This is a genomic window from Acinetobacter sp. LipI_15 (assembly GCF_058242865.1).
The window spans coordinates 2,878,747-2,903,782 of sequence record NZ_JBZAYN010000001.1; the positions used below are offsets into that span (position 1 = coordinate 2,878,747).

Below are 25,036 nucleotides of genomic sequence, written 5' to 3' on the forward strand. Positions count from 1 at the left end.
CCAAATAAAAAACCTCCCGAAGGAGGTTCATTTCATATCTACCGTTACTTCAGCAATAAGCTGTTAATCCGTTTGATGTATTGGGCAGGATCTTCGGGTAAACCGCCTTCAGCAATCAACGCTTGATCGAAGATCACATTCGCCAAATCATCAAATTGCGCTGAACCTTCTAATTTTTGTACCAACGGATGGGATGGATTGATTTCCAAGACTGGTTTTGACTCGGGAACCGCTTGTCCTGCTTGTTTTAGCATACGGACCAGTTGCGGTGATAACTCACCCTCAGCCACCACCAAACACGCAGGAGAGTCCACTAAACGTGTTGTTACACGCACTTCAGAGGTCTTATCTTTTAATGCATCCGACAGTTTTTCAACAACAGGTTTAAACTGCTCAGCAGCTTCCTCAAGTGCTTTCTTCTCTTCAGCATCTTGTAGATCACCCAAATCAACTGCACCTTTCGATACATTCTGTAATGGTGTTCCATCAAACTCAAAAACAAATTCCATCGCCCACTCATCCACTCGTTCAGTCATGAGCAGCACTTCGATACCTTTTTTCTTGAACAATTCAAGTTGTGGTGAGTTTTTCGCAGCATTTAAACTATCAGCAGTCACATAGTAAATTGCCTTTTGGCCTTCTTTCATATTGGCTTTATAGTCTGCAAATGATGTTTTCACTTCATCATTATTTGACGAAGCAAAGCGTAATAATTTTAGAATACGCTCACGATTCGCTATGTCTTCGCCTAAGCCTTCTTTTAAGACTGAACCAAACTCAGCGTAGAATTTTGCAAACTTCTCTTGATCAGCAACATCTTCAGATTTCGCCAAACCATCTAGCACCGTTAAAATACGGCGGGCGTTACCTTCACGAATCGTTTTAACGTCGCGACTTTCTTGTAATAATTCACGGCTTACATTAAGTGGTAAGTCTGCGCTATCCACCACACCTTGAACAAAACGTAAATAATTAGGAATCAAATTATCCGCATCATCCATGATAAATACACGTTTCACATAGAGCTTAATTCCTGCTTTAGCTTCACGTGTGAAAATATTGCTTGGTGCGCGAGATGGAATATAAAGTAACTGTGTATATTCCGTACTTCCCTCTACACGGTTATGTGTCCACGCAAGCGGGGCTTCAAAATCATGGCTCAGGTTTTTATAAAACTCAGTATATTGTTCTTCACTGATCTCATTTTTATTACGCGTCCATAATGCACTTGCTGAGTTAATCGCTTCCCATTCATCCGTCAGTACATATTGACCAGGTTTTGCGTCTTCGCCTTCGGCAGCTTCCTCTTGTTGCCAAACTTCTTTCTGCATCTCAATTGGCAAACTAATATGATCAGAGTATTTATTAATAATCTGCTTAACTTTGTAACGATCTAAATAATCTAAAGCATCCTCGCGTAAATGCAAAATGATGTCGGTTCCACGTGAAGCCTTATCAATTGGCTCTACATCAAACTCACCTGTACCATTACTAACCCAACGTACCCCTTCAGCGGCATTTACCCCAGCACGACGTGATTCCACTGTAATTTTTTCAGCAACAATAAAACCTGAATAGAAGCCCACACCAAATTGACCAATCAATTGTGCATCTGACTTTTGATCACCCGTAAGCTTCGACATAAAATCTTTAGTGCCAGACTTAGCAATCGTACCCAAATGATCAATCGCTTCTTGTTCTGTCATACCAATACCATTATCCGAAATGGTAATTGTCTTCTGCTCTTTATTTAAATGAATACGCACATGTAAATCTGGATCATTTTCATAATATTCAGGATGGTTAATGCCTTCAAAACGTAATTTATCGCAGGCATCAGATGCGTTTGATACCAACTCACGAAGGAAAATTTCAGGATTTGAATATAAAGAATGTGTTACTAAATGCAGTAACTGAGCCACTTCCGCTTGGAAGCTGTGTTTTTGAGATTGTTGTTCGCTCATCAGTCTCTCCGTTCATACTGAGTAAAATTATCAATTGCCTATATGAATGGAGGGACTTCACTATTTTTCAATAGTATGAATGGAAAATTTTTATTCTGTCGCACTAAATTTTAAGGTTTAAAAAGGTCCTTGTTTATAAACACGGTCCATGTAGAGATCCAGTTTTTGCTGCCGCATTTTATATACATCACTTAAACAACTGACATTGTCACGGCACTGATCGCGTAGTTGTAGCCATTTTATTTGTTGATCTTGAATTGCACCACGTGTCCCCATGGGAACCAAATGACGAATAATCATATAGGTCGTGGCCATTTTGACATCGGCATCATTAATACTCCGGTTATCACAAACCGCATGTTCGGTAATGGTTTTCGCCTTTTTACAATCAAAACTTGCGGCATAACTTGTCGAAATAAAATAAGCACTGCCCAAGACCAGCATACCCTGAATAATTTTTTTCATCGTCTTTTCTCTTCTTCCAACTTGCTGATTTATCTCGACTCTAACAGTTCCACCTTAATTTTCTATTGCCTATTTGTTCAATTCGATCAACTGATGAATGGAATATTCTGCATAAAAAACCCTGCCTAATGGCAGGGTTTTAAGATCAGTTACAGCTTAGAATTTGTAGCTATAACCAATTGTATACACCATAGGATCGATATCTAAATCAAATTTAGGTACACCTGTAATTTCCACTTCTGGGCTAATCTGAGCATAGCGTGCATCAAAGAAAACACCCCAGTTTTTTGCATCAGCTGGCTGGTAGTTAAAACCGACTTGACCTGCAAAACCAAAGTCTTCTTTTACTTTTACTTTAGCACCAGCTAAATCACCACTTGCTTTTTCATCCCACGCAACAAATGCTGTACCACCTACACCAATATACGGTGTGAAACGTGTTGAATTTTTGAAGTTATATTTTGCAGTAATTGTAGGTGGCAAATGTTTAACCTTCACACCAGCATCTACAGCACCTGTAACATTTACATCATGACTTATTGGCGTTGCCAAAAGTAATTCAGCTGAAATGTTGTCATTAAAGAAATATTCAATTGATGGTGTAAATGCATATTCATGATCTGCTTCAACATTTACTGCGCCGTTTAAAATACTTGTGTCAGAAGTAGGGGCTACCACAGAACCACCAACTTTCACTTGCCATTGACCAGCCATAGCTGATGCAGACATACCCAATAATGCAATAAGAGCAGCTTGTTTTAACATTTTAAAGCAACCTTCTAGAATGAATAATTAATATTAAACATTAGTATTAAAATTATGCAATAACATTATTTAATAATTTATTACACTATTATATAAGTTATTATTAATTAACTATATTTATTTTAATCATAGTATAAAAGTTGGTTTTATTTATCAACCATTATAATTAACTTATTATTTAAAATATACCAACCATTTTAATCAGAATTAATCAATTTAATGATTTTAAACCAACTAAATTCATCAGGTTTAAATAATAAAAAAGGCGATTATATAATCGCCTTTTTTATTTATCTTTGAAAATTTTTTAGAGTACCATTGCGGCAATCCAACCAAAGATCATTAATGGAATATTGTAGTGAATGAAGGTCGGGACCACACTGTCTTTCATGTGGTCATGCTGACCATCCATATTAAGGCCTGATGTTGGGCCTAAAGTTGAGTCTGATGCCGGAGAACCTGCATCTCCTAAAGCTGCTGCTGTACCAATAATGGCAATCGTTGCCGCTGGGCTAAAACCAAATTGAATACAAAGTGGTACATAAATAATGGCCAAAATTGGGATTGTTGAGAATGAAGAACCAATACCTAAGGTAATTAATAGCCCTATCAATAGCATCCAAAATGCAGCTAAACCTTGGCTGTTTCCAATCCATTCAACCGAAGCTTGTACCAGTATTGGTACTTGATTCGTAGCCTCAATCACAGATGCAAAGCCCTGCGCAGAAATCATAATGAAACCCACCAGTGCCATCATGCGCATCCCACTGATAATGACATCATCGGCTTCTTTCCACTTAAAAATACCTGCACAGCTTAAGATCGCAACACCAACGAGACCCGCCAAAATCATCGACTCAGATATGACTTGAACAGAAAGCGTAGCAACTACTGCTACCGCAGCCATGATCAAAGTAAATTTAGCGACTTGTGGTTTACCATTTTCATCTGCTTTTACATCAGATGAGATGGTGTGCTGTGATTCCTTAACCTGAACGTCAGCATACTCTCGTGGTTTACGGTAGCTATAAAAAACAGCAATTAATAAGCCAACAAACATCCCAAATACTGGAATTGCCATAGCAGTTGGAATTTGATCATAGCTGATGTTGAAACCGTATGGCTTACCAAAGGTATTGATGTTTTGACCTAAAATATCATTAAGGAAAATAGCACCAAAACCAAAAGGTACCAGCATATAAGTCGCCACAAGACCAAAAGTCAGAACACAAGCAATCAAACGACGGTCAAGTTTTAAATGATTAAATACACTGAGTAATGGTGGAATTAATACTGGAATAAACGCAATGTGCACTGGAATCACGTTTTGTGAACATACGGCGGCTAAAGCGATAGTAGCGAAAATGACGTATTTCACGCGATTCTTGGCTTTCACATTACTGTTACCTTTGAGTTTGGTAATCAGTTGATAAGCCAGTAAATCGGGCAAACCTGAACGCGCAAGTGCCAAAGCAAATGCCCCCAACACGCCATAAGCAAGTGCGATTTGAGCACCGTTGCCTAAGCCACTATTAAACGCTTCGATGGTGCCATGAATACCAAGGCCAGCTAACAAGCCACCTGTTACTGCACCAATGATCAGTGCAAATACAACAGGCACGCGTGCCAGCGACAGTCCAAACATGACTGTAATTGCGGCAAGAATAGCAAACATAAGAAAAAAGGGAGTCTGACAAAAAACCGTATTTTATCAGAATTTGCTCGCTATTTAGCCCCCTATCGATGAAGTGACACTGTTGAAAGATTTACTTAAAGCTGCTGTGATTGCGCAAATTGAGCGATGTAACCTGCAATTTTTTCGGGTTGGCTTAGCACAGCCCAATGATTGGCATTGACTTCAACTACAGATAAATCTTCAACCCAATTAGGTAATTCTTTAATGTAGTCTGGACTGACAAAATTATCATGTTTCAACACAATCGCTTGTACAGGACAGACGGCATGACGTTGTCTAGGCTGAGTTAAGCGGGGAATAAAATTAGCACGGTAAAGCGCAATACCGTGTTTACCATCATGCTGAATATTATGATTCAAAGGCAATTCTTGAGTACGTTCTAAATCATTCACAATTTTTCCCCAACGTTCAGCATTCAAAAAATGCCACGCGGTCGGTGCCAAAAATGGTAATTGGAATACCCCGATGTACCATGACTTACTTAATAATTTGAGTAATTTTTTCTGCTGATGCTTAAAGCTATTTCTGAGCAAAAATGCCGCATGATCCAAACATGGCCCAGAAATAGTTGAATAAGACAAAATACGTGAGCGAAATTTTGGCTCAGTCACCGATTCCCAAGATTGGATAGAGCCCCAATCATGCGCGGCCAAATGAAAACTACGTTCGCCTAATACCGCTTGCGTTACACTATCCAAATCAAGTGATAATTGCTCCAAACGATAGTCTCGTACTTTACGGGGCACAGATGACTGCCCTGCACCTCGCACGTCATAGCTCACAATATAAAATTCAGAACCAAGATGTTCAATAACTGGTTCCCATACTTCCTGATTATCAGGATAACCATGAACCAAAACCAATGCCGGCTTAGTTTCATCACCCCATGTCTTCACATAGAGCCGTTGTTGATCTGTGGTATTCACCCATTGCGTATTTAGTGGTTGCATTCTTCTTGTCCTTTTATCGATTCCATCGAATTGACGTTTTATTTGTGAACATGGGCAATGTGATCAATGCCACAGTTTGGAAACTCATTTAGTATGCAAAGTTCAGCATAAAAAAAAATTGACCCAGTATGAGCATAATCCAGAAAATAATGACAATGCCTATTGTCTCTAAATTCTTACTCAATCATTATGCCCCTTATAAAGGTGCTGGCATTTCGATTGATAAAATTGATCTCGCCAATTATCACATTCGCGTCAAAATGCCATTAACTCGCAAAAATCAAAATATCGTCGGTGTACATTTTGGCGGTAGTCTTTATTCAATGGTTGACCCATTTTATATGTTGATTTTGATGCATCACCTTGGCTCACGTTATATCGTGTGGGACAAAGCGGCAAATATCCAATTTTTATCCCCCGGGCGTGGAACGGTATACGCTGATATCCAGCTCGACCCAAATGAAATCAACCATATTAAAAACTTAGCAGATAACCACGTACCTGTGCTACGGAACTATAGCTTAAATATTTCTGATGAAGCAGGCTTACGTATCGCTGAAGTTCAAAAAACCCTATACATTCGTCGCAAGCAACCCCGTCCCCGCAAATAAAAAAGGCGCTTATCTTTAAGCGCCTTTTCATTCAATTTTATCGGATTGGATTAGCGATTTTGCTCAATTGCAGCACCTGCACCACCACCGATTGCACCACCAATCGCAGCACCGGTGTTACCACCAAAGATACTTTTACCGACTGCAGAACCAATCGCACCACCTACACCACTATATGAGGCATTTCGGTTTGAACCGTTTTGAGTTTTACTACCGACAGCTGCACCAGCACCACCACCAACGGCTGCACCTACAGCACCACCGACATTATTACCCACACCACCACCAATGGCACCACCTAAAGCTGCAGCACCAATACGTTGTTCATTTGGCGACATGCTTTCACAACCAGTAAGCATTACGGTCGACATCATCGCGACTGCGCATACGCTCATTACTTTTTTCATTGTGATGTTCCTTGTCTTCTTCAATACCTATGATTCTAAAACCATTGTATGAAACAATTAAATATAGCTTGTTACGGCTTGGAGCATAAATGCTGCATTTTGTAAAAAACCACGCCTAATCGCTCACAAATCACTCAGGATTTTCATCCAAAATCATCAAATCTTTTGTGGTTTCACCATTTTCAGTCAGCACAGCATGAGAGAGTTTGGCTTTGCTTTCTGGATCTGTTGCCTGATCTAGTTTTAGCGTGCGTTTAATCGGGTCTTGCCCTTTCTTAAACTCTACACCTTCTGCATCAATATTGGTGTTTTGACGAATAATCTGACCGTCCTGCTTCACCGTAGTCTTGGTTTCAATTTTAGAAGTCGGGATGATAACACCACCACGTTGTACTACTGGAATCGATAATTTCTTTTCAGAAAAATCACTTTGGTGATCTGAAAGTTCAATTTCACGTGCCACGATATCCTGACCTTTATTGGTCATTTCTAACACTGTTGCAGTTACTTGGCGTACAGGTTCTTGACCTGCAACACGGCGAATCACTTCTGTTTTTAGTACTGGAACTACAGCTTTATCTTCTACCACAATCGAATTGGGCATAGGTGCAGCAATCGCTGTCAATGAGCTGAATAATGCAGAAACTGCGAATAATTGCTGTGTGAATTTCATCAAAAGACCCCGTTATGTTTAAGTTTAAAAATCAAGAGATTTGTTATGTTCTATTTTTACTATAGGAAATAAATCAACATTAGGAAAGCTTTAATTTTCAATTCATCCGCATAAAAAAAGCCACCCAAAGGTGGCTTTTTTGAATGATTTAAGGGCTAATTAAAGACCGTTAAATTCATCGCTAAATGCTTGGCTTAATGCTTGATCTACATCAGAGAAATCATTGTGAAGCTCAAGCTCTGCAGCTTCAGACTCTTGACGACGACGTTCTAAGTGGTAAGCCAAACCTGTACCCGCTGGGATCAGACGACCTACAACTACGTTTTCTTTCAGACCACGTAATTCATCTTCTTTACCTGTTACAGCAGCTTCAGTTAACACACGAGTTGTTTCCTGGAACGATGCAGCAGAAATGAACGAGTCAGTAGAAAGCGACGCTTTGGTAATACCCATCAATTGACGTTCAAACTTCGCTGGGAACTTGTTCTGAGCTGCCACAGCTTGGTTTTCTTGAACAACGCGGATGTATTCCACTTGCTCGCCTTTGATGAAGCTTGTATCACCACCGTCAGTGATTTCAACTTTACGAAGCATTTGACGTACGATCACTTCAATGTGCTTGTCGTTGATTTTTACACCTTGCAGACGGTATACGTCCTGAACTTCGTTCACGATGTAATTTGTCAGTGCAACTTCGCCTTTCAAACGTAAGATGTCGTGTGGGTTTTGCGGACCATCAGAAATGGTTTCACCACGGTTCACATGCTCGCCTTCGAACACGTTAATCGTACGCCATTTCGGAATTAGCTCTTCGTAAATCTCAGAGCCATCATCCGGAGTAATCACAAGACGGTTCTTACCTTTGGTCTCTTTACCGAAGCTTACGATACCTGAAATTTCAGCAAGGATCGCGTGTTCTTTCGGTTTACGTGCTTCGAACAAGTCAGCTACGCGTGGAAGACCACCGGTAATATCACGAGTACGTGAAGATTCTTGTGGTACACGACCAATAACATCACCGACACCAATTGTTTCGCCATCGCGCACAGTCAGAATCGTGTTTTGTGGTAGGAAGTAGAACTGTTCGCCGCCATCTGTTGTATCCAATACAACAGCTGGACGCATATCTTTACCAGATGCTGGACGTGAAGTTACTGGAAGTACCTCAATAGTCGTCATACCTGTTGCATCATCAGTTTTCGATGTCACAGTTACGCCATCAGCGATTTGGCTGAAACGCACTTTACCTGCAACTTCGGTAACCAATGGATGTGTATGCGGATCCCAAGTCGCTACGATACCGCCAGCTTCCACAGCTTCGCCATCTTTAATGATGATTGAAGCACCGTATGGAATTTTGTAACGTTCGCGTTCACGACCGATGTCATCTGCGATACCGATTTCACCTGAACGTGAAGTTGATACCAAGTGACCTTTAGCGTGTTGTACTGTTTTCACATTGTGGAAACGTACTGTACCTTTGTTACGAACTTGTACGCTGTTAGCAGCAGAAGTTCGGCTCGCAGCACCACCTACGTGGAACGTACGCATTGTTAACTGTGTACCTGGCTCACCAATTGATTGAGCAGCCATTACACCCACAGATTCACCTGGATTCACCAAGTGACCGCGAGCAAGGTCACGACCGTAACATTTCGCACATACACCGAAAGTAGATTCACAGTTTACAACTGAACGTACTTTCACTTCATCGACACCTTGCTCTTCTAAGTAGTTTGCAAGTTTTTCGTCGATTAAAGTATTACGTGGAAGAATCACATCATCCGAACCTGGTTTCTTCGCATCTTCAGCAAGTACACGACCCAATACTCGAGTACCTAAGTTCTCGATGACATCGCCACCTTGAATGAACGGAGTCATTACAAGACCGTCGAAAGTACCACAATCTGGCTCAGTAATTACCAAGTCTTGTGCAACGTCAACCAAACGACGAGTCAAGTAACCTGAGTTCGCAGTTTTCAATGCAGTATCGGCCAAACCTTTACGTGCACCGTGTGTTGAAATGAAGTACTGAAGTACGGTCAAACCTTCACGGAAGTTCGCTTTAATTGGTGTTTCAATGATCGAACCATCTGGTTTCGCCATCAAACCACGCATACCCGCTAACTGACGAATCTGAGCTGCCGAACCACGGGCACCTGAGTCAGACATCATGTAGATCGAGTTGAATGATTTTTGTTTCTCGTCTTCACCCTGTTTGTTTTTAACAGTTGTGAAAGACAAGTTGTCCATCATCGCTTTCGCTACTTGGTCGTTTGTACGTGCCCAAATATCGACAACTTTGTTATAACGTTCGCCGGCAGTTACGAAACCTTGCTCGAATTGTTGTTCAATTTCGCGAACTTCAACTTCAGCTTTTTCGATAATTGCTTGTTTTTGTGGCGGAATCAACATGTCTTCCATACCAACAGACACACCTGAGTGAGTCGCTTGACGGAAGCCCAAGTACATCAATTGGTCAGCGAAGATAACAGTATCTTTAAGACCTAATTTACGGTAGCAAGAGTTGATCAATTTAGAGATGTTCTTTTTCGTCATCTCAACGTTGATTTGTTGGAAATCCATACCTTCAGGTACAACTTCCCAAAGTAAACAACGACCTGGAGTTGTGTCTACAACAATGGTTTGTTGTTCACGGTTACCATTTTCGTCAATGACTGTTTGGTGTACACGTGCTTTTACGCGAGCGTGTAAATCAACTTGACCTGTTGCAAGTGCACGGTTTACTTCGTCAGTATCCGCAAACACCATACCTTCACCTTTGGCATTGATCGCATCACGAGTGATGTAGTACAAGCCTAAGACAACGTCCTGAGAAGGTACGATGATTGGCTCACCGTTCGCAGGAGAAAGAATGTTGTTTGTTGACATCATTAACGCACGAGCTTCTAACTGAGCTTCAAGTGTTAATGGTACGTGTACCGCCATTTGGTCACCGTCGAAGTCGGCGTTAAATGCCGCACAAACTAACGGGTGAAGACGGATCGCTTTACCTTCAATCAGGGTTGGTTCAAATGCTTGAAGACCCAAACGGTGAAGTGTAGGCGCACGGTTCAACATCACTGGATGTTGACGAATTACGTGAGCAAGTACGTCCCAAACTTCTGGAGTTTCACGCTCAACCATTTTCTTCGCAGCTTTAATGGTTGTCGCTTGGCCAGATGCTTGTAGTTTCGCGAAAATGAATGGTTTGAATAATTCAAGTGCCATTTTTTTCGGAAGACCACATTGGTGCAGACGTAAAGTTGGACCTACAGTAATTACCGAACGACCAGAGTAATCGACACGTTTACCCAATAAGTTTTGACGGAAACGACCTTGTTTACCTTTGATCATGTCTGCCAAAGATTTAAGAGGACGTTTATTCGAACCAGTAATTGCGCGACCACGACGACCGTTATCAAGCAATGCATCAACAGACTCTTGTAACATACGTTTTTCGTTACGTACGATAATGTCTGGTGCTGCAAGGTCTAGTAGACGTTTTAAACGGTTGTTACGGTTGATTACACGACGGTAAAGATCGTTCAAGTCAGAAGTCGCAAAACGACCACCTTCTAGAGGAACCAACGGACGAAGATCAGGTGGAAGTACTGGAAGTACATTCATCACCATCCATTCTGGTTTGTTGTTCGACTCTTTGAACGCTTCCATCAATTTCAGACGTTTAGAAGCTTTTTTAAGCTTCGTTTCTGAAGTTGTATTTGGAATTTCTTCACGAAGACGTGAAATTTCAGCTTCAAGATCGATGTCTTTCAACAAATCTTGAACTGCTTCTGCACCCATTTTCGCAGTGAATTCATCACCGTGTTCTTCTAAAGCAGTGAAGTATTCTTCATCGTTTAGAAGTTGGTATTTCTCAAGTGGAGTCATACCTGGGTCAGTTACAACGTATGATTCGAAATACAATACACGTTCGATATCACGTAAAGTCATGTCTAAAAGCAGACCGATACGGCTAGGAAGTGATTTTAAGAACCAAATATGTGCAACTGGAGAAGCAAGGTCAATATGACCCATACGCTCACGACGTACTTTTGCAGTTGTTACTTCAACGCCACATTTTTCACAAATGACGCCTTTGTATTTCATACGCTTGTATTTACCACACAAGCATTCGTAATCTTTTACTGGACCAAAGATTTTGGCACAGAATAAACCATCACGTTCAGGTTTGAACGTACGGTAGTTAATGGTTTCAGGCTTTTTAACTTCACCATGAGACCACGACTTAATCATTTCTGGTGACGCAAGACCAATACGGATGCGATCAAACTCTACAGGAGCATGACCGTCTGAATCCGTCTTTTTGCGCATGATATCGAGCAAGTCTTTCAATTTTTTTCTCCGTGTGTTGTGGAGATTTTCACTTCACAACTGGGTCACAAATATTGTTTTTTAACTGAGAAATCCCCCTTGCCCCTCTTGATTAAAGAGGTGAGAAGCACTGCTTCGCAAGGGAGATTCAATGGAACTAATTAGTCACCATTTTTCAGTTCAATGTTGATACCTAAAGAACGGATCTCTTTGGTCAATACGTTGAACGATTCAGGCATACCTGGGTCCATGTAATGGTTACCATCTACAATGTTCTTATAGATACGGGTACGACCTTCAACGTCATCCGACTTCACAGTAAGCATTTCTTGAAGTGTATATGCTGCACCGTAAGCTTCGAGTGCCCATACTTCCATCTCACCGAAACGCTGACCACCGAATTGTGCTTTACCACCAAGCGGTTGTTGAGTTACTAGAGAGTAAGAACCAGTAGAACGCGCATGCATCTTGTCGTCAACCAAGTGGTTCAGCTTCAACATGTACATGTAACCTACAGTTACAGGACGGTCAAAACGTTCACCTGTACGACCATCATACAATACTGTTTGACCAGTACGTGAAATGCCACCAAGTTCTAACAATTCTTTGATTTGTGATTCTTCAGCACCATCAAATACTGGTGTTGCTAAAGGAACACCTTTACGCAAGTTACCTGAAAGCACCAAGATTTCTTCATCAGTCAAGCTATCAAGATCTTCTTGTTCGCCACCAACTTTGTTGTAAATCTTGTCTAAGAAATCACGAAGCTCAAGTACAGTACGCTGCTCTTTCATCATCTTGTCGATTTGATCGCCAAGACCTTTAGCCGCCATACCCAAGTGAGTTTCAAGAATCTGACCCACGTTCATACGTGATGGTACACCCAGTGGGTTAAGTACAACATCAACTGGAACACCGTTTGCATCGTGTGGCATGTCTTCTACAGGCAAGATGTTTGATACAACACCTTTGTTACCGTGACGACCCGCCATTTTATCACCCGGTTGGATGCGACGTTTTACAGCCAAGTAAACTTTAACAACTTTCAATACGCCAGTTGTCAGTTCATCGCCTGTAGAAAGTTTGCGTTTTTTCTCTGCAAATTTCTCGTCAATTTCAAGGCTCTTCTCTTTCAAGAACACTTGAATTTGAGTTAAACGTTCAGCAATCGCTTCGTCGACTGGTTGGATTTCAATAAGATCAACCAACTCAAGACCAGACAATAACTCTTCAGTTAATTTGTCACCGCGTTTAGTTGTACCGCCACCGTTAGATTCTTGACCTTTCAATAGACGAACAATACGTTCACGAGCTGCTTCTTCAAAGATTTTGTATTCTTCTTTCAAGTCTTTACGGTAAGCATCAAGTTGTGCTTTCTCAATTGCTTGAGCACGTTCATCTTTTTCAAGACCATCACGTGTGAACACTTGAACGTCAATTACAGTACCTTTCACAGATGAAGATACACGTAATGAAGAGTCTTTTACGTCAGCCGCTTTTTCACCGAAGATTGCGCGAAGCAATTTTTCTTCCGGAGTTAACTGCGTTTCACCTTTAGGCGTTACTTTACCAACAAGAATGTCACCAGCAGTTACTTCAGCACCGATATAAACGATACCTGATTCATCCAATTTAGAAAGTGCAGCTTCACCCACGTTCGGGATATCCGCTGTAATTTCTTCAGCACCCAATTTGGTATCACGTGCAACACATGAAAGCTCTTGGATGTGGATAGACGTTAAACGATCTTCTTGAAGTACACGCTCAGATAATAAGATCGAGTCTTCATAGTTGTAACCGTTCCAAGTCATGAACGCTACACGCATGTTTTGACCCAATGCCAACTCACCGCCATCTGTTGATGGACCATCAGCAAGAACGTCACCACGTGCAACTTTATCACCTAAACGTACAACAACGTTTTGGTTGATACATGTATTTTGGTTCGAACGTGTGTATTTGATCAGGTTGTAGATATCTACACCTGCTTCGCCTGCCACCATCTCTTCTTCGTTTACACGAATAACGACACGAGAAGCATCAACGAATTCAATACGACCACCACGTTTCGCAAGTACACACACACCCGAGTCATGCGCTACGTTTGCTTCCATACCTGTACCAACAAGCGGTTTGTCAGCACGTAATGTAGGAACAGCCTGACGCTGCATGTTTGAACCCATCAATGCACGGTTGGCATCATCGTGTTCAAGGAACGGAATAAGTGATGCCGCTACAGATACAACCTGCTGAGCAGATACATCCATATGCGTTACTTTTTCTGGTGGAATACGTACGAATTCACCTTGGTGACGTACAGATACGAATTCTTCAGTTAAGTTACCGTCTTTATCGATACCAGAATCGGCCTGTGCAATCACAGTACCTACTTCTTCAATCGCAGAAAGGTATTCAACGTCATCCGTTACACGACCATCAACAACTTTACGGTATGGAGTTTCCAAGAAACCGAAGTTATTACATTTCGCATAAACAGAAAGTGAGTTGATCAAACCAATGTTTGGACCTTCAGGAGTCTCGATTGGACATACACGACCGTAGTGAGTTTGATGTACGTCACGTACTTCGAAGCCCGCACGTTCACGAGTCAAACCACCTGGGCCCAATGCTGATACACGACGTTTGTGTGTAATTTCAGACAACGGGTTATTTTGGTCCATGAACTGAGACAACTGGCTTGAACCAAAGAATTCTTTGATTGCAGCAGCAACTGGTTTCGCATTGATTAAATCTTGCGGAGACAAGTTATCAGTTTCAGCTTGAGATAAACGTTCTTTAACAGCACGTTCAACACGAACTAGACCAACACGGAATTGGTTTTCTGTCATTTCACCAACAGAACGAACACGACGGTTACCCAAGTGATCGATATCATCGACTTCACCTTTACCGTTACGGATTTCAACTAATGTTTTCAATACATCAGTGATGTCTTCGTTCGAAAGAATACCTTCAACTTCACGAGACTTCTGATCCGTACCCACTTCGTAAGGACGACCCAAACGACGGTTGAACTTCATACGACCTACTGGTGATAAGTCATAACGTTCAGAAGAGAAGAATAAATTGTTGAATAAGTTTTCAGCAGCTTCTTTTGTTGGTGGCTCACCCGGACGCATCACTTTGTAGATTTCTACAAGTGCTTCTTCACGACCAGTTGTAGTATCTGCACGTAAAGAGTCCGCAATGAATGGGCCACGGTCGATGTCATTGGTATAAAGTACGTTGAATTGTTTAACACCGCCTTCAGCCAATTTCATCATAATTTCATGGCTTAGTACTGTATTTGCAGCAATTACTTCGCCATCACGTAACGTTACATCTTCAGCAACAATACGTTCATATAGATATTCATCAGGAACAGAAAGTTTTTCAAGACCTGCTGCTTCCATTTGACGAACATGGCGCGCGTTAATACGTTTACCTTGTTCAACAATTGTCTTACCGTCTGTACCCACGATATCAAACTGTGCCATTTCGCCACGTAGACGTTCTGGAACCAAGTCAATTTGATAGCTACCCATATCAAGATATACAGGTACTTTTTCGTAGAACATGTCTAGGATTTGTTCGTTGTTATAACCCAAGGCACGAAGCACAACAGTCGCAAGTAATTTACGACGACGGTCAATACGTACGTAGACCAAGTCTTTTGCATCGAATTCAAAGTCTAACCATGAACCACGGTAAGGAATGATACGAGCAGAGTAAAGAACTTTACCGCTAGAGTGAGTTTTGCCTTTATCGTGGTCAAAGAATACACCTGGTGAACGGTGTAATTGAGATACGATTACACGCTCAGTACCATTGATCACAAAGGTACCGTTGTCTGTCATAAGTGGCATTTCACCCATGTAGACTTCTTGCTCACGCACATCTTTGATTGTTTTAGTTTCGCGATCTTTAATGATCAGACGAATTTTTACACGCATTGGCGCCGCATAAGTTGAGCCACGAAGAATACATTCGCGCACATCAAATTCAGGCTTACCAAGACTATACTCAACAAATTCTAAAGCAGCATTGCCAGAATAACTTTCAATAGGAAAAACTGAACGAAATGCGGCTTGGAGACCGATATCTTCGCGGTTTTTTGGAGTTTTGCCGTCTTGAAGGAAAGTTCGGTACGAGTCGACTTGAATCGCGAGCAAGTACGGAACATCCATTACCTTGGGCAATTTACCAAAATTCTTACGGATCCGTTTCTTTTCGGTATATGAGTATGCCATCTGGAGTCCTCGGAAAGTAAACTAAGTCCGCCTGCAGAACGAACTTAGAAGGAATTACGCAGGCCGATATGGCCACCACTTTCACAAATGCTGCAATTTTTAGTGGTATTAAAACGCTTAACAATATTTTTTACTGAAAAATATTGGTAAGCGTTTGGTTTTATAAATTATTTTTAATTTGTATGATTTTTATATCATGCAAACAAAAATCGAGCCGATTATTGTAACGCAAAAAGGCTGATGACCCAAGGGCCACCAGCCATTTTTTGGAGCCGATTATAAAAAAATCGACTCCCCTTAAGATTACTTAAGTGTAACTGTAGCACCAGCTTCTTCAAGTTTTTTCTTAAGTTCTTCGCCTTCTTCTTTAGAAACGCCTTCTTTAAGAACTGAAGGAGCGCTTTCAACAAGATCTTTAGCTTCTTTAAGACCAAGGCCAGTAGCTTCACGAACTGCTTTAATTACAGCAACTTTGTTAGCACCGAAAGAAGTCAACTCAACGTTGAATTCTGATTGTTCTTCAGCAGCACCACCAGCAGCGCCAGGAGCAGCAGCAACTGCTACAGCAGCAGCAGATACGTTGAATTTTTCTTCGAAAGCAGAAATAAGTTCAACAAGTTCAAGAACAGTTTTTTCAGCAACTGCGTTTAAGATTTCTTCGTTTGTTAAAGCCATGAGAGTAACTCCAAATGGGTATTGAATGGTGTGTAAATTGATTTAAACTTAAGCAGCTTCTGACTCGTTTTTCTCTTTGAGCGCAGTAATAAGGCGACCCAATTTCGAAATAGGAGCTTGAAGAACGCTTGCAAGCATAGTAAGCGCTTTCTCTTGGTTTGGAAGGTTCGCGATAACGCTAACTTCAGCACCTTGATAAACTTTACCGTCAAATGCAGCAGCTTTAAGTTCAAATGCTTTATTAGTTTTAGCAAATTCTTCGAACAAACGAGCAGCTGCGCCCATGTCGTCTTCAGAAGTTGAGAAAGCTAAGATTGTTGGGCCAACAAGGTTGTCGCTCAAGATATTGAATTGAGTATCTTGAAGAGCACGTTTAGCCAAAGTGTTACGAACTACGCGAGTAGCAACACCTAGTTTACGAGCTTCAACACGTAGAGCAGTTAATTGCTCAACAGTTAAACCTTGGTAGTCAGCAACAACAGCAGCATACGCAGTAGAAGCAACTTCAGTTACTTCAGCTACGATCTGTTTTTTGCCTTCGATAAGAAGAGCCATTGTAAAACCTCCTAACGGTGATTTATGCACCTATACAGATGCACTCCCAATTCGTTAGCTCATCACTGAACCAACACGCGGAGGAGGAACAAATCACACCACCGCGTCTATTCAGGCTGGGCTATTAAGAAGAAAGCATAAAACTCCCCTCGCCTGAGGTCTTTGACGCTGATAAATCTAAATTTATCAATTCAAAGTTTGCCTGAATTACGCAATATACGACGAAGCGTTTCTTGCGTAATATTTAAAGCAGCGCTTTAAATATTACTCAGGGCTTTAAAATTCTGTAATAAGTCGAAACTTATTTAGAAACGTTTGCTACATCAACAACAAGACCAGGACCCATAGTTGAGCTTAAAGTGATCTTTTGGATGTAAACACCTTTAGAAGTAGCAGGTTTTGCTTTCTTAAGGTCAGCTACAAGAGCTTCAACGTTTGAACGAACAGCTTCAGCAGTGAAACCTACTTGACCGATCGCAGCGTGGATAATACCAGCTTTGTCTACACGGTAACGTGCTTGACCAGCTTTCGCGTTTTTAACAGCAGAAGCTACGTCAGGAGTTACAGTACCCACTTTAGGGTTTGGCATTAAGCCACGTGGACCAAGAATCGTACCCAACTTACCAACAACGCGCATTGCATCCGGAGCTGCAATTACTACGTCAAAGTCAAGGTTACCCGCTTGGATGCTTTCAGCAAGATCATCAAAACCAACAACGTCCGCGCCTTCAGCTTTAGCAGCTTCAGCAGCAGCGCCTTGAGCAAACACAGCTACACGTACAGTTTTACCAGTACCTGCAGGAAGTGTAGTCGCGCCACGAACAACTTGGTCAGATTTACGAGGATCAACACCTAGGTTTACAGCAACATCCAAAGATTCTTTGAATTTTACTGCTGGAAGGCCGTTAAGAACTGCAACTGCTTCTTCCAAAGTGTAAACTTTGTTAGCTTCAACAGCAGCAACAATGGCTTTTTGACGTTTAGTTAATTTAGCCATGTCTTATAGCTCCACTTCCAAGCCCATAGAACGCGCAGAACCAGCAATGGTACGTACACGTGCGTCTAAATCAGCACCAGTAAGATCTGGTTCTTTAGTAGTCGCAATTTCTTCTAATTGAGCGCGAGTCAACTTACCAACTTTAGTTTTGTTAGGTACAGCTGAACCCTTTTGGATGCCCGCAGCTTTCTTAAGAAGAATCGCAGCAGGAGGAGTTTTCATGATGAATGTGAACGACTTGTCGTTGTACACAGTGATCACTACTGGAATTGGAAGACCAGCTTCAACTTTTTGTGTCGCAGCATTGAATTCTTTACAGAATGCCATGATGTTAACACCACGTTGACCTAGTGCAGGACCAATCGGTGGAGATGGATTTGCTTTACCAGCTGGAACTTGCAGCTTGATATAGCCGTCAATCTTCTTAGCCATTTCAATTACCTCTGGGTACTAACGCCGCTAGGCTCCCCAATGATTTCAAGTAACGATACCGTTACAACAACAATGCCCGACTCATAACAAATCGGGCGTTTATCAACCAAGTTAAATTAAACTGATTTTTCGACTTGGCGAAATTCCAGTTCAACTTGAGTTGGTCGATTAAATACATTAATCGTCAACGTTAAACGTGACTTATCGTATAGAACTTCTTCCACCACGCCTTTAAAGTCGGTGAATGGACCGTCAATTACGAGTAATTCTTCACCTGGTTCAAACATCGTCTTAGGACGAGGTGATTCGCCAGTATTGCGTACACGTGCAAGAATCGCATCAGCTTCTTTTTGCGTAATTGGTGCAGGCTTTTCTGCAGTACCACCGATGAAACCTAATACTTTTGGACACTCTTTAACAATGTGCCAAGTTTCATCATTCATTTCCATCTCGACTAACACATAGCCAGGAAAGAATTTACGCTCAGATTTACGTTTCTTACCATCCTTCATTTCCACTACTTCTTCAGTAGGGACAAGGACTTCACCAAAGCTATCGGCTACAGCGCTACGCTGGATTCGATCATTAAGTGAGCGTAACACTTGTTTTTCATAGCCTGAATAGGCATGAATAATGTACCAACGTTTCATAGCTCTCTTACCCGATAATAAACTTCATTAACCAGCTCAAAGCATAGTCAAAGCACCATAATAAAATAGATGCCACTAAGACTACCGCAAGTACCTGCCAAGATGTGGTCATGGTCTCTTGCTTGGTTGGCCAAGTCACTCGACGTAACTCAATTCGAGCATCTTTCAACAATCGAACAAAGCCTTTGCCTTGATGGGTGGCGTATAATAAACCTAAAGCCACGATGATACAAGCCAAAATTACCCCAACACGGATCCAGACATCATTCGCTGGTGCCCAGTATGCTGGCAAATGTTGATTCACCATCATAGAACTACCGAGTAAAATCAACGCGATAACCCACAGAACATAGTCTAAAGGGGAACCAGAATTAACAACTTCAGCAGGATTATTTCTTTGAGGAATTGGCGCGTCGCTTAATGCGTCACGCGATTTATCATTCGACATTTTTGTACTCGTCGTAGGATTCGCGACTTATTATATGACCAGTTGAGCCAGCATCAAGCTTCTTTTTAAAAAAATTTGGCAGGCCAGGAGGGACTCGAACCCCCAACATTCGGTTTTGGAGACCGACGCTCTACCAATTGAACTACTGACCTGCAGAGCAAATCGAGAGTCGAAACTCTCGATCTGTACAAAGATAACTGTATTATATTATGCAGTTACTTTAGAAACAACACCCGCACCAACTGTACGGCCACCTTCACGGATCGCAAAGCGTAAGCCAGCGTCCATTGCGATTGGGTGGATTAATTCTACTGACATTTCTACGTTGTCACCAGGCATAACCATTTCAACGCCTTCTTTAAGCGCGATCGCACCAGTTACGTCAGTTGTACGGAAGTAGAACTGTGGACGGTAACCGTTAAGGAATGGAGTATGACGACCACCTTCGTCTTTAGAAAGTACGTATACTTCTGCGTCGAATTTAGTATGCGGTTTGATTGTACCTGGTTTAGCAAGTACTTGACCACGTTGAACGTCTTCACGTTTAGTACCACGTAGAAGAACACCACAGTTCTCGCCCGCACGACCTTCGTCAAGAAGTTTACGGAACATTTCTACGCCAGTTACTGTTGTTTTAACTGTATCTTTAATACCAACGATTTCAACTTCTTCGCCTACTTTCACGATACCAGTTTCAACACGGCCAGTTACTACTGTACCACGACCTGAAATTGAGAATACGTCTTCGATTGGCATAAGGAATGCTTGGTCGATAGCACGTTCTGGTTCTGGGATGTAAGAGTCTAGAGCTTCAACAAGAGCAACTACAGCATCTTCGCCGTATTGACCAGCTTCACCATTAAGCGCTGCAAGAGCAGAACCACGGATTACTGGAGTGTCGTCGCCTGGGAAATCATAAGTAGAAAGAAGTTCACGAACTTCCATTTCTACTAATTCAATTAATTCTTCGTCGTCTACGATATCGCATTTGTTTAGGAATACAACGATATAAGGTACACCTACCTGACGAGAAAGGAGGATGTGTTCACGAGTTTGTGGCATTGGACCATCAGTCGCCGAACAAACAAGGATCGCACCATCCATTTGCGCAGCACCAGTAATCATGTTTTTAACATAATCGGCGTGACCTGGGCAGTCTACGTGAGCGTAGTGACGGATTGGAGAATCGTATTCTACGTGTGAAGTATTAATTGTAATACCACGTGCTTTTTCTTCTGGTGCAGAGTCGATTGCAGCGTAATCTTTCGCTTCACCACCGAATTTTTTTGCACATACAGTTGCAATTGCAGCTGTTAAAGTCGTTTTACCATGGTCAACGTGACCGATTGTGCCCACGTTAACGTGCGGCTTATTACGTTCAAACTTAGCCTTAGCCATGCTTTTCTTCCTCGTTTACGTCGAACACAATTCTGAGTAAAACCCAGCTCCGACATATCGCCTAAAAAAAATAAACACCCAATACTTGAAAAGCAGACTAAAAAGCCTGCTTCTGGAATCTTGCGCAACATTTAAAGTTGCTAAACTGTAAAATCTGGAGCTCTTATCGAGATTTGAACTCGAGACCTCTCCCTTACCAAGGGAGTGCTCTACCACTGAGCTATAAGAGCAAATATAAGCACTTCAATAGATATGGAGCGGGAGACGAGGGTCGAACTCGCGACATGTAGCTTGGAAGGCTACCGCTCTACCAACTGAGCTACTCCCGCACGATGTTGGTACAAACCACTTATTGAAGTCTTAAAATTGGTGGTGAGGGAAGGATTCGAACCTTCGAAACTTTCGTAGCGGAGTTACAGTCCGCCCCCTTTGACCGCTCGGGAACCTCACCATTTTACACTTACTTCAGTGTTGTTCTTTCTACTCACTCTCAAACTTTCTAAGATGGTGCCGGCACACGGATTCGAACTGTGGACCTACTGATTACAAGTCAGTTGCTCTACCAACTGAGCTATGCCGGCGTTTCCTAGTGTTTCGTACGTTTCGTATCGGAACGGTGTGCAGTTTAGCAAATCTTGAAATCCTTGCAAGTGTTTTTTCTAAAAAAAACGTGAAAAACTCATAAAATCAATCCATTTGATGATAATTCAACCGCTTTGATCACTGCGCGAGCTTTTATTTGGGTTTCATTCCACTCTGATTCAGGATTAGAGTCATACACCACCCCTGCTCCAGCTTGAACATAGACCTTATTTTCACGAATTACACAGGTACGAATCGCAATCGACATGTCCATTTCGCCATGCCAGCCTAAATAACCAACAGCACCACCAAAAATTCCACGTTTTACTGGTTCAACTTCGTCAATAATTTCCATAGCACGGATTTTTGGTGCGCCTGAAAGCGTACCCGCAGGGAATGTTGCCTTAAAAACATCCAAAGCATCGACATCATCACGTACTTCACCTTGCACATTTGACACAATGTGCATGACATGCGAATAACGTTCGATCACCATTTGATCAGTCACGTGAACTTTACCGATTTTAGAAACGCGTCCAACATCATTTCGCCCCAAATCGATCAACATCAAATGCTCTGCAATTTCTTTTTCATCAGATAGCAAATCTTTTTCTAGCGCTAAATCTTCTTCTTTTGTTTTACCCCGTGGTCGCGTTCCCGCCAAAGGACGAACTGTTGCCACACCATTTTCTAAACGGGACAAAATTTCAGGTGATGAACCGACGATATGAAAAGGAATGTCATTTTCTAGTGTCTGCCCTTGCACCAAGAACAAATATGGCGATGGATTGAGGTGACGTAGTGCACGATAGACCTGCAAAGGCTCACCATCAAAATCTGAGACCATACGATGGCCCGGCACAACCTGCATCACATCACCGGCTTTAATGTACTCTTTTACTTTCGCAATAGAGTCAATAAAGTTGTCATGTCCAGTGATGGATTCAAACTGTGGTGCAGTATGCTTATTTGCTTTGAGTGCAATTGGGGTTGCCAAAAGTTCTTCTAGCTCATCCAATTGTTGCTGCGCCTTGGTATAGGCCTCAGCATCATTTACATCGGCATGCACAATTAAGAATAAGGTATCCTTAAGGTTATCAAAGACGATGACGGTTTTTGATAGCATCATCCAAATATCCGGAATCCCGACCGGGTCAGCTTCTGGAACGTTATTGAGCTTTGGTTCGATATAACGTACAGCGTCATAACCAAAGTATCCAACCAATCCACCGGTAAAGCTCGGCAACGCTGGCAAATCTTGCTGTGTAGGCACTTTATATTGTGCTTGGAAGTCACGAATGTATTGAAATGGGTCAGCACATTGTTGTTTTTCAACCGAGCCATCAGCATGTTGAACGGTCAACTGCCCTTCATTACACGAAAATACGGTGGACTCGCCCAAGCCAATAATGGAGTAACGCGCCCAGTTTTCGCCACCCTCTACAGATTCAAATAAATAGGCTTGTTTATGTTGTTTTAATCGCGCAAAGACAGACAGCGGAGTTTCTGTATCTGCCAAGCGCTGACGATATACCGGAATCAAGTTATATCCAGCAGTTTTCAGTTGTTCAAATTGAGTTTGTGTAGTCATTTGGGTTTCTCTATATTTCGCGTGGTCAATTTCAGTTAATTTCTTCTCATGCTGATTGAGTGACGCCATCGAAATACTACACACTTGCTCATTTTCACTTCCTTAACCCTACTTATTTCAACCCAATAATTCTTTTAAGTTATCAACCACGTGCTGCGGCTGACACTCTCGAATATTTTCACCATGATTATAGCCATAGCTGACCACAATACAATCAATACCCGCACGACGTGCTGCCTCTACATCATTGACAGAATCACCCACCATCAAAATTTGCTGTTTCGGCAAGGCATAATGCTCCGCACAATACTCTAGCTGCTTGGGATGTGGTTTACGCTCTTCAAAACGATCTCCACCAATCACATCATCAAAGTATTCATGCATACCTAGTGCCTGCACAATACTGCGTGCCGGTTGCTCTGGTTTATTGGTCACACAAATCAGAATTTTCTCTTCTGCTTTTGCCCAATCCAAGAACTCTAGAATACCGTCAAAGGGCTGCGTCAAGACACAAGGATCTGCATTGTAAATCTTTAGAAAAGTTTCCAGCAAAAGATGGTGCTGTGCGGCATCCACCTTCCCGGTCAAGTATTCAAGTACGCTATGACAAAACAATGAAGTTCCTTTCCCAATCCAGTTTCGCACCTGCGCTTCTGTGACCAAAGGTAATTGCAAAGCATTTAAACTCATATTCATCGCACGATGTAAGTCAGATGCTGAATCGACTAGCGTTCCATCCAGATCAAATAAAATCATTTGGCGTTCTGCTAAACGAACTTCAAACATAATGTCCCTCTATTTTTTTAAATTTTCCACATAAAAAAGGCATGCCCATGCATGCCTTTTTGAGGAATGTCTCGGTTTATTTAAACAACACCCATGCAATAATTGCAAGAATGATTAAAACAATGACCGAGATTAAGCCTACAGATGCATTTTTTTGCGCTTCACGTTCTTGCTCTACACAAGCTGCTGGAATTTCTACATCACATGCCTCATTTTTCGGAGCAGCAGTAATGTCAATTCCCTCAGGAATTGGCGCAGGTTTAGGCACACCCACATTGGTCGGCATACCATCACGAGTCAATTGAACTGAACCATCACGCTCTTTCAACTCTGGCATCCCTTGATCATTCATTTGTTGTGCTGCAGTTTTAACGATAGGCTCTTGTGCAGCAGTCTCAGAAACTGCAACAGCTTCAGACGGCTGCTGAACAGAAGTAATCTCTTCTGCTTGCAACGCTTCAACGCTTTGTTCGATATCCGCTGGGATCTGAACAGCTTTAGCTGGAGCCAATAAACTAAACTTCACACTGGCAAACTGTACAATATCACCTTCTTTTAAAAGTGATTCACCAGTCAAACGGACATCATTAATAAACGTCCCATTGGATGAATTGAGATCTTGCAACCAGAGTGCCTGATCTTTCAGTACAAAGGCAGCATGTTTACGCGATACATCAGATTCTTGTAAAACAATATCTGCTTGTTGATGACGACCCACCAACATATCTCGCTCAATACTAATTTCTTGTCCTGTTAAATCACCAGAAATTGCTTGAATTTTCCAAGTCATGAAGTTAATTCTC

The 25,036-nt window shown here is 41.9% G+C and carries 20 protein-coding genes and 5 tRNA genes; 1 reads left to right on the top strand and 24 read right to left on the bottom strand.

The genetic code is table 11. The features are described from left to right. Nucleotides 1-44: 44 nt before the first annotated feature. The 5 genes from htpG to AC4CU0_RS13645 all read right to left on the bottom strand — a co-directional run bounded on the left by htpG (nucleotide 45) and on the right by AC4CU0_RS13645 (nucleotide 5,840). On the bottom strand, nucleotides 45-1,964 hold the full coding sequence (gene htpG, locus AC4CU0_RS13625) for a molecular chaperone HtpG (protein WP_490743320.1): 1,920 nt from the start codon (nucleotides 1,962-1,964) through the stop codon (nucleotides 45-47). A gap of 117 nt (nucleotides 1,965-2,081) precedes the next feature. Continuing rightward, nucleotides 2,082-2,429, bottom strand: coding sequence for a lysozyme inhibitor LprI family protein (locus tag AC4CU0_RS13630; protein WP_490743321.1), 348 nt, complete (start codon nucleotides 2,427-2,429; stop codon nucleotides 2,082-2,084). 156 nt (nucleotides 2,430-2,585) lie between these two features. Continuing rightward, a complete protein-coding gene (locus AC4CU0_RS13635; protein ID WP_180113614.1) occupies nucleotides 2,586-3,194 on the bottom strand; it encodes an OmpW/AlkL family protein in 609 nt (202 codons plus the stop codon). A 307-nt stretch (nucleotides 3,195-3,501) separates the two neighbouring features. Further along, nucleotides 3,502-4,869 carry a Na+/H+ antiporter family protein gene (locus AC4CU0_RS13640; RefSeq protein ID WP_490743322.1) on the bottom strand — a complete coding sequence of 456 codons (1,368 nt, stop codon included), beginning with the start codon at nucleotides 4,867-4,869 and terminating at the stop codon, nucleotides 3,502-3,504. Nucleotides 4,870-4,964: 95 nt separating this feature from the next. After that, on the bottom strand, nucleotides 4,965-5,840 hold the full coding sequence (locus tag AC4CU0_RS13645; protein ID WP_180182579.1) for an alpha/beta fold hydrolase: 876 nt from the start codon (nucleotides 5,838-5,840) through the stop codon (nucleotides 4,965-4,967). A gap of 128 nt (nucleotides 5,841-5,968) precedes the next feature. On the opposite strand from AC4CU0_RS13645, the gene AC4CU0_RS13650 reads away from it, so the two are divergent. Then, nucleotides 5,969-6,451: a DUF4442 domain-containing protein gene (locus tag AC4CU0_RS13650; RefSeq protein WP_490743323.1), complete on the top strand. Its 483-nt coding sequence runs from the start codon at nucleotides 5,969-5,971 to the stop codon at nucleotides 6,449-6,451. A gap of 50 nt (nucleotides 6,452-6,501) precedes the next feature. Here AC4CU0_RS13650 and AC4CU0_RS13655 read toward each other — a convergent pair whose 3' ends face one another. The 19 genes from AC4CU0_RS13655 to AC4CU0_RS13745 form a co-directional block, all read right to left on the bottom strand. Beyond that, complete coding sequence (locus AC4CU0_RS13655; protein ID WP_490743324.1) at nucleotides 6,502-6,858, bottom strand: YMGG-like glycine zipper-containing protein; 357 nt, start codon at nucleotides 6,856-6,858, stop codon at nucleotides 6,502-6,504. Nucleotides 6,859-6,988: 130 nt separating this feature from the next. Then, complete coding sequence (locus tag AC4CU0_RS13660; RefSeq protein ID WP_490743326.1) at nucleotides 6,989-7,531, bottom strand: hypothetical protein; 543 nt, start codon at nucleotides 7,529-7,531, stop codon at nucleotides 6,989-6,991. Nucleotides 7,532-7,690: 159 nt separating this feature from the next. Continuing rightward, the gene (gene rpoC / locus AC4CU0_RS13665; protein ID WP_078192842.1) at nucleotides 7,691-11,890 is read right to left on the bottom strand and encodes a DNA-directed RNA polymerase subunit beta'; all 4,200 of its coding nucleotides are present in this window, start codon (nucleotides 11,888-11,890) and stop codon (nucleotides 7,691-7,693) included. Between the two features lie 140 nt (nucleotides 11,891-12,030). Further along, nucleotides 12,031-16,119, bottom strand: a complete 4,089-nt coding sequence (rpoB, locus tag AC4CU0_RS13670) for a DNA-directed RNA polymerase subunit beta (RefSeq protein ID WP_490743327.1) — start codon at nucleotides 16,117-16,119, stop codon at nucleotides 12,031-12,033. Between the two features lie 303 nt (nucleotides 16,120-16,422). After that, nucleotides 16,423-16,794, bottom strand: a complete 372-nt coding sequence (rplL, locus tag AC4CU0_RS13675; RefSeq protein WP_180065896.1) for a 50S ribosomal protein L7/L12 — start codon at nucleotides 16,792-16,794, stop codon at nucleotides 16,423-16,425. A gap of 48 nt (nucleotides 16,795-16,842) precedes the next feature. Further along, nucleotides 16,843-17,349 carry a 50S ribosomal protein L10 gene (gene rplJ / locus AC4CU0_RS13680; RefSeq protein ID WP_078189829.1) on the bottom strand — a complete coding sequence of 169 codons (507 nt, stop codon included), beginning with the start codon at nucleotides 17,347-17,349 and terminating at the stop codon, nucleotides 16,843-16,845. A 301-nt stretch (nucleotides 17,350-17,650) separates the two neighbouring features. Further along, nucleotides 17,651-18,346, bottom strand: coding sequence for a 50S ribosomal protein L1 (rplA, locus tag AC4CU0_RS13685; RefSeq protein ID WP_078189830.1), 696 nt, complete (start codon nucleotides 18,344-18,346; stop codon nucleotides 17,651-17,653). Nucleotides 18,347-18,349: 3 nt separating this feature from the next. Beyond that, the gene (gene rplK / locus AC4CU0_RS13690; RefSeq protein WP_004868049.1) at nucleotides 18,350-18,778 is read right to left on the bottom strand and encodes a 50S ribosomal protein L11; all 429 of its coding nucleotides are present in this window, start codon (nucleotides 18,776-18,778) and stop codon (nucleotides 18,350-18,352) included. Nucleotides 18,779-18,894: 116 nt separating this feature from the next. Continuing rightward, nucleotides 18,895-19,428: a transcription termination/antitermination protein NusG gene (gene nusG / locus AC4CU0_RS13695; protein WP_490743328.1), complete on the bottom strand. Its 534-nt coding sequence runs from the start codon at nucleotides 19,426-19,428 to the stop codon at nucleotides 18,895-18,897. 7 nt (nucleotides 19,429-19,435) lie between these two features. After that, the gene (secE, locus tag AC4CU0_RS13700; RefSeq protein ID WP_490743329.1) at nucleotides 19,436-19,876 is read right to left on the bottom strand and encodes a preprotein translocase subunit SecE; all 441 of its coding nucleotides are present in this window, start codon (nucleotides 19,874-19,876) and stop codon (nucleotides 19,436-19,438) included. A 76-nt stretch (nucleotides 19,877-19,952) separates the two neighbouring features. Next, nucleotides 19,953-20,028: transfer RNA gene (locus tag AC4CU0_RS13705), tRNA-Trp, on the bottom strand. A 55-nt stretch (nucleotides 20,029-20,083) separates the two neighbouring features. After that, nucleotides 20,084-21,274 (bottom strand): elongation factor Tu, encoded by a 1,191-nt coding sequence (tuf, locus tag AC4CU0_RS13710; protein ID WP_180084375.1) that lies wholly within the window; start codon nucleotides 21,272-21,274, stop codon nucleotides 20,084-20,086. 155 nt (nucleotides 21,275-21,429) lie between these two features. Next, a tRNA-Thr gene (locus tag AC4CU0_RS13715) sits at nucleotides 21,430-21,504 on the bottom strand. A 23-nt stretch (nucleotides 21,505-21,527) separates the two neighbouring features. Beyond that, a tRNA-Gly gene (locus AC4CU0_RS13720) sits at nucleotides 21,528-21,603 on the bottom strand. A 38-nt stretch (nucleotides 21,604-21,641) separates the two neighbouring features. Next, nucleotides 21,642-21,725 (bottom strand) — tRNA-Tyr (locus tag AC4CU0_RS13725). A 54-nt stretch (nucleotides 21,726-21,779) separates the two neighbouring features. Further along, nucleotides 21,780-21,855: transfer RNA gene (locus AC4CU0_RS13730), tRNA-Thr, on the bottom strand. Nucleotides 21,856-21,953: 98 nt separating this feature from the next. Next, a complete protein-coding gene (trpE, locus tag AC4CU0_RS13735) occupies nucleotides 21,954-23,447 on the bottom strand; it encodes an anthranilate synthase component I (RefSeq protein WP_078193306.1) in 1,494 nt (497 codons plus the stop codon). Nucleotides 23,448-23,564: 117 nt separating this feature from the next. Continuing rightward, nucleotides 23,565-24,233, bottom strand: coding sequence for a phosphoglycolate phosphatase (gph, locus tag AC4CU0_RS13740; RefSeq protein ID WP_490743330.1), 669 nt, complete (start codon nucleotides 24,231-24,233; stop codon nucleotides 23,565-23,567). A 76-nt stretch (nucleotides 24,234-24,309) separates the two neighbouring features. Further along, a complete protein-coding gene (locus tag AC4CU0_RS13745) occupies nucleotides 24,310-25,023 on the bottom strand; it encodes an FHA domain-containing protein (RefSeq protein ID WP_490743331.1) in 714 nt (237 codons plus the stop codon). Nucleotides 25,024-25,036: the final 13 nt, after the last annotated feature.